Source organism: Nocardiopsis yanglingensis (assembly GCF_045809185.1).
In the GTDB taxonomy this organism is placed as follows: domain Bacteria; phylum Pseudomonadota; class Gammaproteobacteria; order Xanthomonadales; family Xanthomonadaceae; genus Stenotrophomonas; species Stenotrophomonas yanglingensis.
The window spans coordinates 108,224-123,173 of sequence record NZ_JBJNRH010000013.1 but is presented as its reverse complement, the minus strand read 5'-3'; the positions used below and the strand labels follow the sequence as shown (position 1 = coordinate 123,173).

The following is a 14,950-nucleotide window of genomic DNA, read 5'->3' as shown; positions in this document are numbered from 1 at the left end:
AGTGGCGGGGGTGGGGGGGGCCCCCCCCCCCCCCCCCCCCCCCCCCCCGGGGGGCCCCCCCCCCCCCCCCCCCGGGGGGGGGGGGGGGGGCCCCCCCGGGGGGCCCCCCCACCAAGGGGGTTACGGGGTGACCGTCTCCACCACTTCCAGGCCGTACCCGGCCAGGCCGATCTGGCGGCGCGGGGTGCCCAGCACGCGCAGCTTGCCCAGGCCCAGGTCGGACAGGATCTGTGCGCCGGCACCGTTGCGGCGCCACTGGCCCACGTCCTTGTCCTTGCCCGGCACCACCGGCGCCGGCTGCTGGCGCAGGCGGGCCAGCAGGGCTTCACCGTCGCGCGGGGCCTGCAGCACCACCATCACACCAGCGCCTTCGGCATCGATCGCGCGCAGGGCATCGGTGGCGGCCACGCCGAAGTCGTCACGGCGCCAGTGCAGCAGGTCGGCCAGCGGGTTTTCCACCTGAACACGCACCAGGGTCGGGGTGTCCGCATCCGGCGTGCCACGGACCAGGGCGAAATGCAGGTCGTGGGCGATGCGGTCGCGGTAGGTCACCAGCTTGAACGGGCCGAACTCGGTGTCGATCTCGCGCTCATCCACGCGCTCGACGGTCTTTTCGGTGGCCAGGCGGTAGGCGATCAGGTCGGCGATGGAGCCCATCTTCAGGCCGTGCTCGCGGGCGAACACTTCCAGCTCCGGGCGGCGCGCCATGCTGCCATCCGGGTTCAGGATCTCCACCAGCACACCGGCCGGTTCCAGCCCGGCCAGCATGGCCAGATCCACGGCGGCCTCGGTGTGGCCGGCGCGGGTCAGCACGCCGCCCGGCTGGGCGATCAGCGGGAAGATATGGCCCGGCTGGTGCAGGTCCGACGGCTTGGCGTTGGGCTTCACTGCGGTACGGATGGTGTGCGCGCGGTCATGCGCCGAGATACCGGTGGTGACACCCTCGGCGGCCTCGATGCTGACCGTGAAATTGGTCTGGAACTGGGCGGTATTGGCCTGCACCATCGGCGCCAGGCCGAGATCGGCGGCGCGGGTACGGTTCAGCGGCAGGCACACCAGGCCACGGCCATGGGTGACCATGAAGTTGATGTCGCTGGCCTTGACCAGCTCGGCGGCCATGATCAGGTCGCCTTCGTTCTCGCGGTCTTCGTCATCGACGATGACGACCATGCGGCCCAGGCGGATGTCTTCCAGGATCTCCGGAATCGGGGCGAAATTCATGCTGCATCTCCATGCGGGTGCTGACCGTTGGCCGGCACACTGATCAGGCGCTCCACGTATCGGGCCACCAGGTCGATTTCAAGGTTGACCGCACTGCCCACGCCCGCGGCGGAGAAGGCGGTGTTGGCCACCGTGTGCGGGATCAGGGCGACTTCGAAGCCCTCATCATCCACTTCGTTGACGGTGAGGCTGACGCCGTCCACGCAGATCGAGCCCTTCTTGGCGATGTAGCGGCGCAGCGCGGCCGGCGCGGCGAAACGCCAACGCTGGGCACGCGCGTCTTCGTGGATGGACAGCACCTGGCCGAGGCCGTCGACGTGGCCGCTGACCAGATGGCCGCCGAGGCGGTCGGTCGGGCGCATCGCGCGTTCCAGGTTGATGACCGCGCCCTCGTCCAGCTGGCCCAGCGTGGTCAGGCCCAGGGTCTCGGTAGAGGCATCGGCCTGGAAGCTGCTGGCGTCGAATGCGATGACGGTGAGGCAGACGCCGTTGATGGCAATGCTCTCGCCCATCTGCACGTTGTCGAACGGCAGGTTTCCGACATTGAAGGTGAAGCGGACATCGCCGCCGATGGATTCGCGTGCGGCCAGACGGCCGACGCCTTCGATGATTCCAGTAAACAAGAAACGTTCTCCGCGAAAAGTGAGCGAAAAACGCCGCAAGGCAAACAGGCGGGCGCAGGGCCACAAAGGCCCTGTAGCACCGTCTTCTTTCATCCGGACTATACCGTCGGCTCCGGCATTGGACCGGATCTGCTGACCCCCGGCGGTAATGCCGGGGCGCTCGCGGGCTCGTGCTTGCGCACCTACCGCCGGTGGGGAATTGCACCCCGCCCTGAAGACGTTTGTGTACCGGCGAACCGGCCGGCGTAGTGTACCAGCCCCCGCTGAACGGGGTCGGACCCCATTCCGCAGGAAAGGGCTCCGACCCCATGGCCCAGTGGCCCCGTAGCAGCACTGCGGGTCAGAGCCGTTTCCCAGCGGGAAACGGATCCGCCCCCGGCCAAGCCTGCCGCAGCTTGTGACGGCCGTCGCTCGCATTTTGTAAAACTTTCATTAAAATCCTTCACCGGACGACATGAGGTCGCCACGGGCCGCCCGGAGGGCGGGTCCGCCAATGGACTGAAATTCACAGGAATTCCCATGCGCAAGATCCTGATCGTGGCCGCTCTGCTGGCCGCCGCTCCGTTCACGGCTTCGGCTGACGCCCTGAGCTACACCTACGTCGAAGGCGGCTGGACGCAGGTCAAGGTTGACGACAACGCACTGGACGACCCGAAGGTTGACGGTGGCTACCTGCGTGGCTCTGTGGCCGTGGCCGAGCAGGTCTACGTGTTCGGTGGCTGGTCGCGCACCAGCAAGACCTACCACTACAGCGACGGTTCGCTGAAGGTTGAACTGAATCAGCCGGAGCTGGGCATCGGCTACCACATGCCGTGGACCGACCGCGTCGACTTCACCGCCGACATCGCCTGGGTGCGCCAGAACGCTGAGCTGACCGATCGTTATGACGGCTACAGCGACCGCTACAAGGACCACACCAACCTGGCCCGCGCCACCATGGGCATCCGCGGCAAGCCGTCGCGCATGACCGAAGCCTGGGCCAAGGCCGGTTACATGGACGGCGGCAACAACTACAAGGGCACCTGGGTCGGCACCATCGGTGGCCAGATCAACTTCACCAAGACCTGGGGTCTGGTGGGCGAGATCTCCGGCTACCGCGATGTCACCCAGTACTCGGCCGGCGTCCGCGCCAGCTTCTGATCCAACGATCGCTCCTCGTCGTGCGATCGAACGGGCCCCGCAAGGGGCCCGTTTTTTTGGCCGCTGTACGCCGCCACGTGACCCCATCACGCCATCGAAAGTGTGGGCAGATGCGCTAGGCTTGCGCGCCTCTGGAACAGGAAAACACCGTCATGAAGACCCCCACCCGTACCCTTCTGGCCAGCGTGCTGCTGTGCGCCCCGCTGATTGCCAGCGCTGCACCGGCCCAACTGACGCCCGAGCAGGCCTTCGACCTGTACGCACGCGTGCTGCTGGAAGACGACGCGGCCGCCACACGCACGCTCAACGATGCACTGAAGCCGGCATTCGAGGGCCAGGATGCCGTGACCCCCAACCCGGGTGCGCTGGCCAAGGCATTGGCCGAGCCCTGGCAGACCGTACTGGCCAGCACCGGCGCCAAGGTCGACGCTGCGACCACCGAAGCGCTGTATGCCAAGGCGCTGCGTGATTCGAAGTGCCGCGCCACCAAGAGCGTGATCGAAGACAACGAATACGTTGACGACCAGAAGCTGGCGCGGATCACCTACAGCTGCCAGCTGCCCGACCTGGGCAAGGTCCGCCCGCTGTTCGCCGCCAGCCTGGCCGACGATGCCAGCCCGGCCTCGCGCAAGCAGTTCACCGACGCCTACACCCAGGCGCTGCAGAGCGGTACGCGCGTGCCGGTCAACGGCACCTTCACCCTGTACCCGGCCAAGGACAACGGCTACTGGTACAGCGGCAATTTCGATGATCTGGTGGGCACCGTGGCCGGTGCGCTGGCACCGTTCGAGGACTGGATGCAGGACGCGCAGGCGGCCAACGCGCCGAAGGTGACCGGCGTCCCGGGCTGCGACCTGCTGCTGCAGCAGCACCGTGCCTGCGTGGCCAAAACTGCACCCGACCAGATCAGCGGCGTGGACGCGATGGCCGAGGAACTGAAGGCCAAGGCCCAGGTGCAGTCGGCCGATGAGATGACGCAGGAGTGCAAGGCACTGCGCCCGATCGCCGAGATGATGTGGACCGACGCGTGCGCGTGAGGCACGTGTAGAGCCGAGCCCACGCTCGGCTCCCGGTCGTGGATGACGGCTGCATCCGCACTTTCAGAACCGTTGCATGGCCCTGTACGGCCTGCATGGTCAATGCTGTTGCCCTCTTCCATCGGGGCAACCGCATGAAACACCGCACGACGTCGACCATGGTCATGTTGCTGGCGCTGGTGGCATGCGGGCAAGCCAAAGTACCCAAGTCCAGGATTACGACCTTCTCGGTCATCCCAGCGGTTGCCTTCGAGTCAACCCTGCTGAGCGACAGGCAGCTGGATGCGTGGATGAGCGAAGACGACGACTGCCACGCGTTCCTGATGTATCACGATCAGTGTGCCGTGCTGGTATTGCCCCATGAGTACGACGACGGTTTTACCCGTCACCAGTTGCGATTGAAGGCGAAGAACCTGCCGGGCGACGCACTGGGCGCGTACTGCCGCAACCTGCATGCGCTGTGGAAGCAGCAGTGGAAGGGCCAGTGCCCGGTCGGCGAAGAAGACGACGAAGACGCCTGACGACAAGGACGTAGCCCATGCTCTGCGTCATTCCCTCACGGGCGCAGAAGCAGCCTGATGTCCTCGCCGACCTGGCGCTGGTCAACCACACGCAGGCGACGCTGCTGGTCCATGGCATTGATGCCGAGACCGGCCAGCAGCGGACGACCATTATCGCCCAGCAGCGTGGGCGCCTGATACAGCAGCAGTTCGTCCACCCAGCCGCCGCGCAGCAAGGCACCGGCCAGCGTCGCGCCGGCTTCGGTATGCACTTCGTTGATGCCGCGTTCGGCCAGCAGTGCCAGCACCGCGCCAAGATCGAGACGGCCGTCAACGCTGGGTACGCTGGCAAATTCTGCGTCGGCCGCGTCCGGTGCACTCAATGCAGCAGCGTGCAGGTACAGCGTCGGTGCCCCGCCCTCGCGCACGCGGCTGCACTCCAGCGAACGCAGGCGCGAATCCAGCACCACGCGCAATGGCGGCATCACCTCGGTACCGGCCAGGCGCACGGTCAGCATCGGGTCGTCGGCCAGCACCGTGTCGGCGCCGGTCAGGATCGCGCCGGCGCGTGCCCGCCAGTGCTGAACGTCTTCGCGCGCAGCCGGGCCAGTGATCCACTTCGAGCTGCCATCGGCCATTGCGGTACGGCCGTCGAGGCTGGCGGCCAGCTTCACCCGCAACCACGGCCGGTTGCGCTCCACGCGTGACAGGAAACCCTTGTTGAGCTCACGCGCCTGCGCCGCCATCAGCCCTTCGGCGACCTCGATGCCGGCATTCCGCAGCAGATCGAAACCACCCCCATCGACCTTCGGGAACGGATCGCGCATCGCCGCGACTACACGCGATACGCCCGCTTCGATCAGTGCCAGCGCACACGGCGGCGTACGACCGTAGTGTGCGCAGGGTTCCAGGGTGACGTAGGCGGTGGCACCGCGGGCCTCGCTGCCGGCCTCGCGCAGCGCGAACACCTCAGCGTGCGGTCCACCGGCGCGCTGGTGCCAGCCCAGCCCGACCACACGTTCGCCGTGGGCGATCACGCAGCCGACCATCGGGTTGGGGCGGGTGGTGTAGGCGGCACGCTCGGCCAGACGCAGTGCGTTGGCCATGTGCAGGTGATCGAGGACGGAAAACGGGGTGGTCATGCGGCCATGGTAGCGCCGTTGGTGTGGATGCACGCCACTACCTGCCCGGCTCAGTAGATCCACGCCATGCGTGGATGAAGCGTAGGGCGCCAACCAAGGTTGGCATCTACCGGGGCGGTCAGCCCTTCTTCTTCTTGGTCAGGGCGATCACGTCGCCCAGCAGCTGCAGCTGTTCGGTACTGGACGGCAGGTCGCGCTCGAGCTTCTCGATCTCTTCGCGGAAATCGGCCACGTCCTCGAAGCTGCGGTAGACCGAAGCAAAACGCACATAGCCGACATGGTCCAGCTTGCGCAGTTCGTTCATCACGAACTCGCCGACCTTGATCGAGGGCACTTCGCGCTCGCCGCTGATGCGCAGCTGATGGACCACCGCACGCACCGCCGCTTCGATCTTGTCTTCGGCCACCGCACGCTTCTGCAGCGCGCGGTCGAAGCCTGCACGCACCTTGCGCTGGTCGAACGCCTCGCGGGTGCCATCGCTCTTGACGATGGCGGGCAGCTTCAGTTCGACCGTTTCCATGGTGCTGAAGCGCTCGCCGCAGGCTTCGCATTCACGCCGACGACGGATCGTCGCGCCGTCTTCGGAGACGCGCGAGTCGATGACCCGGGTATCGGCATGTTGGCAGAAGGGGCAGTGCATGGAACGCCTGGCTCAGGAAAGTACCTATTGCCACGGTCATGGCAGCGTCGCAAAGGTACCTGAGAAAGGGCCCCGCAGCAAATGCTGTCTGCGCGCAAGCGCCTGCATTTCGGCCAATCAGAGCATCCAGCGAGGTCTGGGCTACCCGCTCAACCAGGCCTTCCGACCGGACATCGACGGCGTACAAGCCGAATCGGTCATTCCTCCAGCCTTGAAAGCCACCGCAAATGCCAGCTCAAACTGGCCCATGGGGCGCCGATGATGATCAAAACTGGCGCAGCCAGCAGAAGCCCGGGGTCCCAACCAGTTGCCGTGAAGAGCATCGCGACGGCCGCGGCCGCTTGGAGGGCAGAAACGATGGAGAGAGCCTCCAACCAACTTTTCCTGGCATGCAGCCCTTGCGCTCCAGCGGTTCGCCAAGTGTTGGCCAGCATCAGTGCTGCGTAGGCGCTCCACACCGACATGACCGACCAGTTTGCGATAGCCATCAGAAACGCCTCCGACGACTGGCGGCTGATCCAGATCATCAAAAGCACCAGCGCGACCAGCACGCCCGCCAGAGCACATGGAATGGAAAACAACAGCAGATGCAAACGCAACCTGATGCGTTTTTGGTGAACCAGGGTATTCATGGGTTTCCCCCCAGAATGAAGACCATGGGGAGGTTAGGCAGACGGTCTTCTCACCACCATGCAAATTGTCTGAAAGTGAGCTGTGCGGGAGAGTCGACGTTCGCGATCCCCAGCGCAGCCACGCTGGATGCCCCGCCATCACAAGCAGCCGCAGCCCATGCCCGAGTAACGCCGGCATCGATGTATCTCATTGCTTGACGGTGATCTACAGGGTGGCGGCGACCACGCCGAAGGCGAATCGGAACGCCTGGCTCAGGGGAATACCTGCCGGAAGGGTTTTGACAGTGTCGCAAAAGCACTTGAGAAGGGCCCGACCAACAAACTCCGCTTCACTTGACTGGCCCGCTGGCTTTCGACAGCCATCGGAAGTGGCAGGCGAGGCTGATCCAGGGAGCCCCCCAACCGATTGCCAGTATCAGCAGTATCGGATCCACTCCAAAACTTGAAACTGTTATCACCAACGCGGAAACAGCCTGAGCAGCTGACACTAGAAACAGCGTCCCCAGCACTGGCGCGGCGGGCTTCAATCCATCCGGTCCGCGCATATGCCACGTGTTTATGAGCTGGTAAACAGGCGGGATCGCCGTCACAGACAGCAGACCCCACATCGCAAGCAATCCAAGAACTGCGCTGTTGTCACCGCCATGCGCCCATACCCCTAGCATCAGCAGCAGCGAACCCAACAGGCCAGCCAGCGCGCAGGGAATGGAAAAGAGCAGGAGATGCAGAAGCAGTCCGACGCCCTTTCGGCGACCCGTCGAATTCATGGTTTCCCCACGGTAATGAAGACCATGGGGAGGTTAGGCAGGCGATCTTCTCACCACCATGCAAATTGTCTGAAAGTGAGCTGTGCGGGGCAGTGGACGCTTACGACCGCCAACGCAACCACGCCAGATGCCCTGCCATCACCAGCAGCGGCGGGCCGAACCCGAGGAAGGCCAGGGTCGAGATCTCCCCGCGCTTGAAGGTAAAGTACAGCGTGGCGGCGACCACGCCCAGCGCGGCCAGGCTTCCCAGCGCCAGGCCTATCCAGGCGACAATCGGCGATTGGCGCAGGCCGGTAACACCGCGCCACAGGAACAGGCCGCTCAGCCACAACCACGACAGCAGGCCGATGATCCCGGCCGACGACCACAACAGCAGGATCCTGTGCTCGTCGCCCGTCAGGTACTTGCCATCCCATACGACCATCAGACCCAGCACGGCACCCGTGCCTCCGGCGGCCACCGTGGGCAGGCCCACCAACAGGCCGGCAATGGCCATCCAGCGTTTGTGCAGACGCTCATCCATGCGTTCGGTTTCCTTCCATGGGCCGCGTCATGCGCGGCGTTTGATCCACACCAGCATCGCAGCCGGCACCAGCATCGACGGGCCCAACAGCAACAAGCCGATGCCTTCGCCGTTCACGGCGATGCCCCACCACAGCGCCAGCCCCAGCGGGGGCAAGGCGGCGAGACCGCCCGCCAGCAGCATCCACCACCAGAGGCGGTGCACGTGCAGCCCGGCACGCCCCTGCAGCAGAAAACCCGCGCTGAGCCACAACCAGGCCAGGCAGCCGGCAATGCCGGCCAGGCCCCACAGCGGCATCACCGTCACCGAGGCCAGCGTGCCATGGCCGAACTGGCCCAGCCCCATCAGCAGCAGCATCGTCGCCGCCGCGCCGCCCATCGCCAAGCTGGGCAGGCCAAACAGCACCGCCAGCGCGGTGTAGAGGTATTTGAGGTGGCGCTCATCCATGCGCGGGATTCCTGATGACGGGGTCAGAGCCCTTCCCTGCGGGAAGGGATCCGACCCCTGCTTCGATCAGCCGTAGACCGGGTACTTGCGGCACTGCGCGCTGACGGCATCGCGCACGCGGGCGATGACGGCGTCATCGGCCGGCGCATCGAGCACGTCGGCGATCCAGTTGGCCAGGTCCACGCAGTCCTGTTCGACGTAACCACGGGTGGTCACCGCCGGGGTGCCCAGGCGCAGGCCCGAAGTGACGAACGGCGAACGCGGGTCGTTCGGCACCGAGTTCTTGTTGACGGTGATGTGGGCCTTGCCCAGCGCGGCTTCCGCGTCCTTGCCGGACACGTCCTTGCCGATCATGTCGACCAGCATGAGGTGGTTCTGGGTGCCGCCGGAGACGATCTTGTAGCCACGCGCGATCAGCGTGTTGGCCATCGCCTGCGCGTTCTTCACTACCTGCTGCTGGTAGGCCTTGAAGCCCGGTTCCAGCGCTTCCTTGAAGGCCACGGCCTTGCCGGCGATGACGTGCATCAGCGGACCACCCTGGATGCCCGGGAACACGATCGACTGCAGCTTCTTGACCAGGTCTTCGTCGGCGCCCTTGGCGACGATGATGCCGCCGCGCGGGCCGCGCAGGGTCTTGTGGGTGGTCGAGGTGACCACGTGGGCGTGTTCCAGCGGGCTCGGGTAGACGCCTGCGGCGACCAGGCCGGCGACGTGGGCCATGTCGACGAACAGGTAGGCACCGACCTTGTCGGCGATGGCGCGGAAGCGCGCCCAGTCGATCACCTGCGAGTAGGCCGAGAAGCCAGCCACGACCATCTTCGGCTTGTGCTCAAGGGCCAGGCGCTCGACTTCGTCGTAATCGATCAGGCCCTGGTCGTTCACGCCGTACTGCACAGCGTTGAACAGCTTGCCCGAGGCGTTCACCTTGGCACCGTGGGTGAGGTGGCCGCCGTGGGCCAGGCTCATGCCGAGGATGGTGTCACCCGGCTGCAGCAGGGCGAAGTACACGGCCTGGTTGGCCTGCGAGCCGCTGTGCGGCTGCACGTTGGCGTAGTCGGCGCCGAACAGCTGCTTCAGGCGGTCGATCGCCAGCTGCTCGGCGATGTCCACGTATTCGCAGCCACCGTAGTAGCGCTTGCCCGGGTAGCCTTCGGCGTACTTGTTGGTCAGCTGGCTGCCCTGGGCTTCCATCACCGCCGGGCTGGTGTAGTTCTCGCTGGCGATCAGCTCGACGTGGTCTTCCTGGCGCTGGGTCTCAGCGGCGATGGCCTTGGCCAGTTCGGGATCGTAGGATTCGATGCGGACGTCACGCGGGAACATCGGGTACTCCAGCAGGCAGGGAAAAGGGGTACGACTCAGCCCCCGATTGTAGCCCCGCACCGGCCTGCTGGGGCCGAAACGGACGGGGCCGGCATCCCCGAAGGAATCCGGCCCCGTATGGTTTCGATTGATGCTGTGGGGTCAGAGCCCTTTCCGTTTGGAAAGGGATCCGACCCCGGCCGCGATCCTCAGCGGTTGCTGAGCACGTACTGGGCGATCACACCGGTGGCGATGGCCACCAGCAGCATGTTGCCGCGGTCATCGCGGATCCAGTGGTGGCCATACGGCGGGCGACGCAGGTGGTAGCGCGGGTAGTCGTTCACCACGTAGACCGGGCCGGAGTAGTAATTGCGATAGGGGGAGCCGACCCGCCAGCCGTAGCTGCCGTAACGCGGCGGCGGCGCAGGGCGATAGACCACGCGCGGCGGGGCCGGGCGGTAGTAGCGGTCATGGTCGCGGTGCCACTCGCGGCGATCCTGGCGGTAGTCGCGCCGGGCCTCGCGGCGGTCGCGCTCCCAGTCACGGCGATCCTGGCGCCACTCGCGGCGGTCCTCGCGCCATTCGCGGCGATCGTGGTCGCGGCGGTGGTCGTTGTCGGCGAAGGCCGGGGCCACGGCGCCCAGCGCCAGCACAGAGGCCACGGCGCTGGCCATTACTCGATTGATGCGCATGTCAGACCTCTGCTTGGGTGGGTGGTGAGCCCATATTGCGCACCCGATCTGAACCGTTTCCGGCTGGAAACGCTTCCCGCTGCAGGACTGTGACGAAGTATTCAGGCCGCGGCCAGCCCCGGCGCTCCTGCCCGGCGCGGCCGGTAACCGGTTCCGGCTATAATTGGCGGTATTCCATTTCAGTCTGTGCCCGCTGCCGCAACGGGATGTTCCCGTGACGGACCGGGTGCAGGGCCGCGCCTACGGAGACCGCATGTCCTCGCAATACATCTACACCATGAACCGCGTGTCCAAGGTGGTCCCGCCCAAGCGGCAGATCATCAAGGACATCTCGCTGTCCTTCTTCCCGGGCGCGAAGATCGGCCTGCTGGGCCTGAACGGCGCCGGCAAGTCCACCGTGCTGAAGATCATGGCCGGCGTGGACACCGATTTCGAGGGCGAAGCCCGCCCGCAGCCGGGCATCAAGGTCGGCTACCTGGCGCAGGAACCGGAACTGGACCCGACCAAGACCGTGCGTGAAGCGGTCGAGGAAGGCGTGGGCGAAGTGCTGCAGGCCCAGGCCGCGCTGGACGCGGTGTACCTGGCCTACGCCGAGGAAGGCGCCGACTTCGACGCGCTGGCCAAGGAACAGGAGCGCCTGGAGGCGATCCTGGCCGCTGGCGACGCGCACACCCTGGAAAACCAGCTGGACGTGGCCGCCGATGCGCTGCGCCTGCCGCCGTGGGATGCCGTGGTCGGCAAGCTGTCCGGTGGTGAAAAGCGCCGCGTGGCGCTGTGCCGCCTGCTGCTGCAGAAGCCGGACATGCTGCTGCTCGACGAACCGACCAACCACCTCGACGCCGAGTCGGTGGAATGGCTGGAACAGTTCCTGGCGCGCTACACCGGCACCGTGGTGGCCGTTACCCACGATCGCTACTTCCTGGACAACGCCGCCGAGTGGATCCTGGAACTGGACCGCGGCCGCGGCATTCCGTGGAAGGGCAACTACACCGACTGGCTGACCCAGAAGGATGAGCGCCTGAAGCAGGAAGACAACCAGGAAAAGGCCCGCCAGAAGGCGATCCAGAAGGAACTGGAATGGTCGCGCCAGAACGCCAAGGGCGGCCGCACCAAGGGCAAGGCCCGTCTGGCCCGCCTGGAAGAGCTGCAGTCGGTCGATTACCAGAAGCGCAACGAGACCAATGAAATCTTCATCCCGCCGGGCGAGCGCCTGGGCAATGCGGTGATGGAGTTCAAGAACGTCTCCAAGAAGTTCGGCGACCGCCTGCTGTTCGACAACCTGAGCTTCCTGGTGCCGGCCGGCGCCATCGTCGGCATCATCGGCCCGAACGGTGCCGGTAAGTCGACCCTGTTCAAGATGATCACTGGCCAGGAAAAGCCGGATACCGGCGAGATCGTGGTCGGCCCGACCGTGAAGCTGTCCTACGTGGACCAGAGCCGCGACGCGCTGGAAGGCAACCACAACGTCTTCCAGGAAATCGCGGGCGGCCTGGACATCCTCAACATCAACGGCATCGAGATCCAGTCGCGCGCCTACATCGGCCGCTTCAACTTCAAGGGCCAGGACCAGCAGAAGATGGTTGGTTCGCTGTCCGGTGGTGAGCGTGGCCGCCTGCACATGGCCAAGACCCTGCTGCAGGGTGGCAACGTGCTGCTGCTCGACGAACCGTCCAACGATCTGGACATCGAAACCCTGCGTGCGCTGGAAGATGCGCTGCTGGAGTTCCCGGGCAACACCTTCGTCATTTCGCATGACCGCTGGTTCCTGGATCGCATCGCGACCCACATCCTGGCGTTCGAAGGCGACTCGCACGTGGAGTTCTTCCAGGGCAACTACCGTGAGTACGAAGAAGACAAGCGCCGCCGCATGGGCGACGACGCCGCGCCGAAGCGCCTGCGCTTCAAGGCACTGAAGTAAGCCATACCGCAGAACACGAAAGGCCGCGCTCGCGCGGCCTTTCGTCTTTCAGGCATTCCTGTCGCCATGGATTCCCACTTTCCGGGTGTTTTCGCCGGCCGGGATTCAACCGTTGATGAACGCAGGCGCCTCAAGCAGGCTTGAGTCCTTGTCGTAATCGGACTTTGCAATTCGTTGTATGTTTTCACTCGCCCACATCGGTTTTCCTACGCCCCCGCTTCATCCCCCAACGTAGGAAATCCCAATGAAAGCACTGATCATCACCACTGCAGCCCTGATGCTGTCGGGCACCGCTACGGCCGCGACCACCGACTGGGACGGCTTCTACCTGGGTGCCCAGGCCTCGCATGGCGAGGGGCACAGCAAGGACCGCAGCAATGCCAACGCCTCGGAAAAGAGCGTGCGCGGCTTCACCGGCGGCGTGCAGGGTGGCCGTCGCTGGCAGTTCGACAACAACATCGTGGTCGGCGTTGAAGGCGCGCTGTCGTTCGGCAACGTCAGCCGTGACTGGAAGGATCGTGAGCAGCACCGGTACAGCCCGTACTACGGCAAGGACGCGGTGACCCGTTCGGGCACCTTCGATGTGACGCTGGGCCGTGCGATGGGCCGTTGGCTGCCCTACGTCGGCGCGGGCGTGACGGTGGCCCAGCAGGAATTCACCCTGGGCTGCGACAAGTCGCTGGTGGAGGCCACCAACGGCTGCCGCGTGGCCGAGTTCGAGACCCGCGCCTCGCACCTGTCTACCGGCGCCCACGCCACCGCAGGCGTGCTGTACCGCTTCAATGACCGCCTCTCGGCCGGTGCTGAATACCGCTACACCCACCTGGGTTCCAGCCCGGTGACCCTGGAAGACCCCAACTACCCGGCTGCGGCCCGTCGCAGCTTCCATACCGACTACAGCAGCGTTACGCTGAAGTTGAACTACCACTTCTAACCGCCTGGCGACGCACCCGCAGGTCCCCCGGGGCGGCAGGGCGCGCAGGCATGAGAGATCTGCGATGTCCCTGTTCGAGCGCCTGTTCCAGCTGCAGCAGCACGGCACCACCGTGCGCACCGAGCTGCTGGCCGGTGTCACCACCTTCCTGACGATGTCCTACATCGTCTTCGTGAACCCCGAGATCCTCGGCACCACCGGCATGGACGCCGGTGCAGTGTTCGTGGCCACCTGCCTGGCCGCTGCACTGGGTTCGGCGGTGATGGCACTGGCCGCCAATTTCCCGGTGGGCATGGCACCGGGCATGGGCCTGAACGCGTTCTTCGCCTTCACCGTGGTCGGTGCCGCTGGCCTGCCCTGGCAGCAGGCACTGGGTGCGGTGTTCATCTCCGGCCTGGTGTTCCTGGTGCTGTCGCTGACCGGCGTGCGTGCGTGGCTGGTGTCGGGCATTCCATCATCGCTGCGCTCGGCGATCGTGGCTGGCATCGGCCTGTTCCTGGCGATCATCGCGCTGCAGAAGTCCGGCGTGATCGTCGGCAATGAAGACACGCTGGTGGCGCTGGGCCCGTTGAACACGGCGCCGCCGCTGCTGGCGCTGGCCGGCTTCCTGCTGATCGCGGTGCTGGAAGCGCGCCGCATCCGCGGTGCGATCCTGATCGGCATTCTGGCGGTGACCGGCGCTGGCTGGGCATTGGGCGATGTGCAGTACCAGGGCCTGGTCTCGCTGCCGCCGAGCCTGGCACCCACCTTCCTGCAGTTGGACCTGCCGGGCCTGCTGCACCATGACGGCGGCGCGCCGATCGCGGTGCTGCTGCAGGTGGTGCTGGTATTCGTGCTGGTGGAAGTGTTCGATGCCACCGGCACGCTGTACGGCGTGGTCGGCCGCGCCGGCCTGCTGAAGCTGCCGGGCGCGCAGAAGCGTTTCGGCCGCGCTCTGCTGGCCGACAGCACCGCGATCGTGGCCGGTTCGATGCTGGGCACCAGCAGCACCACAGCCTTCGCTGAAAGCGCCTCGGGCGTGCAGGTGGGCGGCCGTACCGGCCTGACCGCACTGGTGGTGTCGGCACTGTTCCTGGCCGCGCTGCTGTTCTCGCCGCTGGCGGCGATGGTGCCCAGCTACGCCACCGCGCCAGCACTGCTGTTCGTGGCCGGCCTGATGCTGCGCGAACTGGTGGAAGTGGACTGGAGCGACCTGACCGAATCGGTGCCAGCCGCACTGTGTGCGCTGGCGATGCCGTTCACCTACTCGATTGCCAATGGCCTGGCGTTCGGCTTCATCGCCTATGCCGCACTGAAGGCCGGTACCGGGCGCTGGCGCGAAGTGCATCCGGCGGTGTGGCTGGTGGCGGTGCTGTTCACCCTGCGCTACGCACTGGAGTAAGCGTTGGGCGGAGCCGGCCAGCGGCCGGCACTACCGGCGGTGGTTCACCTGCCG

The 14,950-nt window shown here is 65.9% G+C and carries 16 protein-coding genes and 1 riboswitch; of the genes, 6 read left to right on the top strand and 10 right to left on the bottom strand.

The features are described from left to right. Positions 1-120 precede the first annotated feature (120 nt). Complete coding sequence (gene ribB / locus ACJ7C5_RS16560; protein ID WP_412704512.1) at positions 121-1,221, bottom strand: 3,4-dihydroxy-2-butanone-4-phosphate synthase; 1,101 nt, start codon at positions 1,219-1,221, stop codon at positions 121-123. After that, entirely contained in the window at positions 1,218-1,844 is a 627-nt protein-coding gene (locus ACJ7C5_RS16555; RefSeq protein ID WP_412704511.1) for a riboflavin synthase, read from the bottom strand. Before ACJ7C5_RS16555 ends, ribB begins: the two co-directional genes overlap by 4 nt. 77 nt (positions 1,845-1,921) lie before the next feature. After that, a riboswitch (FMN riboswitch) is annotated at positions 1,922-2,067 on the bottom strand. A 296-nt stretch (positions 2,068-2,363) separates the two neighbouring features. On the opposite strand from ACJ7C5_RS16555, the gene ACJ7C5_RS16550 reads away from it, so the two are divergent. The 3 genes from ACJ7C5_RS16550 (at position 2,364) to ACJ7C5_RS16540 (ending at position 4,542) form a co-directional block, all read left to right on the top strand. Then, on the top strand, positions 2,364-2,984 hold the full coding sequence (locus tag ACJ7C5_RS16550) for a hypothetical protein (RefSeq protein ID WP_100434035.1): 621 nt from the start codon (positions 2,364-2,366) through the stop codon (positions 2,982-2,984). Between the two features lie 152 nt (positions 2,985-3,136). Next, positions 3,137-4,021, top strand: a complete 885-nt coding sequence (locus tag ACJ7C5_RS16545; protein WP_412704510.1) for a hypothetical protein — start codon at positions 3,137-3,139, stop codon at positions 4,019-4,021. A gap of 95 nt (positions 4,022-4,116) precedes the next feature. Continuing rightward, positions 4,117-4,542, top strand: a complete 426-nt coding sequence (locus ACJ7C5_RS16540) for a hypothetical protein (RefSeq protein ID WP_412704509.1) — start codon at positions 4,117-4,119, stop codon at positions 4,540-4,542. A gap of 35 nt (positions 4,543-4,577) precedes the next feature. On the opposite strand, the gene ribD is transcribed toward ACJ7C5_RS16540, so the two are convergent. The 8 genes from ribD to ACJ7C5_RS16500 form a co-directional block, all read right to left on the bottom strand. Next, complete coding sequence (ribD, locus tag ACJ7C5_RS16535) at positions 4,578-5,663, bottom strand: bifunctional diaminohydroxyphosphoribosylaminopyrimidine deaminase/5-amino-6-(5-phosphoribosylamino)uracil reductase RibD (RefSeq protein WP_412704508.1); 1,086 nt, start codon at positions 5,661-5,663, stop codon at positions 4,578-4,580. 118 nt (positions 5,664-5,781) lie between these two features. Continuing rightward, entirely contained in the window at positions 5,782-6,303 is a 522-nt protein-coding gene (gene nrdR / locus ACJ7C5_RS16530) for a transcriptional regulator NrdR (RefSeq protein WP_004143350.1), read from the bottom strand. A gap of 197 nt (positions 6,304-6,500) precedes the next feature. Then, entirely contained in the window at positions 6,501-6,935 is a 435-nt protein-coding gene (locus tag ACJ7C5_RS16525; RefSeq protein WP_412704507.1) for a hypothetical protein, read from the bottom strand. Between the two features lie 329 nt (positions 6,936-7,264). Next, positions 7,265-7,702 carry a hypothetical protein gene (locus tag ACJ7C5_RS16520; protein WP_197615382.1) on the bottom strand — a complete coding sequence of 146 codons (438 nt, stop codon included), beginning with the start codon at positions 7,700-7,702 and terminating at the stop codon, positions 7,265-7,267. A 100-nt stretch (positions 7,703-7,802) separates the two neighbouring features. Beyond that, entirely contained in the window at positions 7,803-8,225 is a 423-nt protein-coding gene (locus ACJ7C5_RS16515) for a hypothetical protein (protein ID WP_412704506.1), read from the bottom strand. A 27-nt stretch (positions 8,226-8,252) separates the two neighbouring features. Beyond that, the gene (locus tag ACJ7C5_RS16510) at positions 8,253-8,672 is read right to left on the bottom strand and encodes a hypothetical protein (protein ID WP_412704505.1); all 420 of its coding nucleotides are present in this window, start codon (positions 8,670-8,672) and stop codon (positions 8,253-8,255) included. A gap of 66 nt (positions 8,673-8,738) precedes the next feature. Further along, a complete protein-coding gene (gene glyA / locus ACJ7C5_RS16505) occupies positions 8,739-9,992 on the bottom strand; it encodes a serine hydroxymethyltransferase (protein WP_008266020.1) in 1,254 nt (417 codons plus the stop codon). A 188-nt stretch (positions 9,993-10,180) separates the two neighbouring features. Further along, positions 10,181-10,663, bottom strand: coding sequence for an RcnB family protein (locus ACJ7C5_RS16500; RefSeq protein ID WP_412704504.1), 483 nt, complete (start codon positions 10,661-10,663; stop codon positions 10,181-10,183). A 253-nt stretch (positions 10,664-10,916) separates the two neighbouring features. On the opposite strand from ACJ7C5_RS16500, the gene ettA reads away from it, so the two are divergent. The 3 genes from ettA to ACJ7C5_RS16485 all read left to right on the top strand — a co-directional run bounded on the left by ettA (position 10,917) and on the right by ACJ7C5_RS16485 (position 14,896). Then, positions 10,917-12,581, top strand: a complete 1,665-nt coding sequence (ettA, locus tag ACJ7C5_RS16495) for an energy-dependent translational throttle protein EttA (RefSeq protein ID WP_005412220.1) — start codon at positions 10,917-10,919, stop codon at positions 12,579-12,581. Positions 12,582-12,825: 244 nt separating this feature from the next. Beyond that, entirely contained in the window at positions 12,826-13,515 is a 690-nt protein-coding gene (locus tag ACJ7C5_RS16490; RefSeq protein WP_412704503.1) for an outer membrane protein, read from the top strand. 64 nt (positions 13,516-13,579) lie between these two features. Next, positions 13,580-14,896 carry an NCS2 family permease gene (locus ACJ7C5_RS16485; RefSeq protein WP_005408048.1) on the top strand — a complete coding sequence of 439 codons (1,317 nt, stop codon included), beginning with the start codon at positions 13,580-13,582 and terminating at the stop codon, positions 14,894-14,896. The last annotated feature ends 54 nt before the right edge of the window (positions 14,897-14,950 follow it).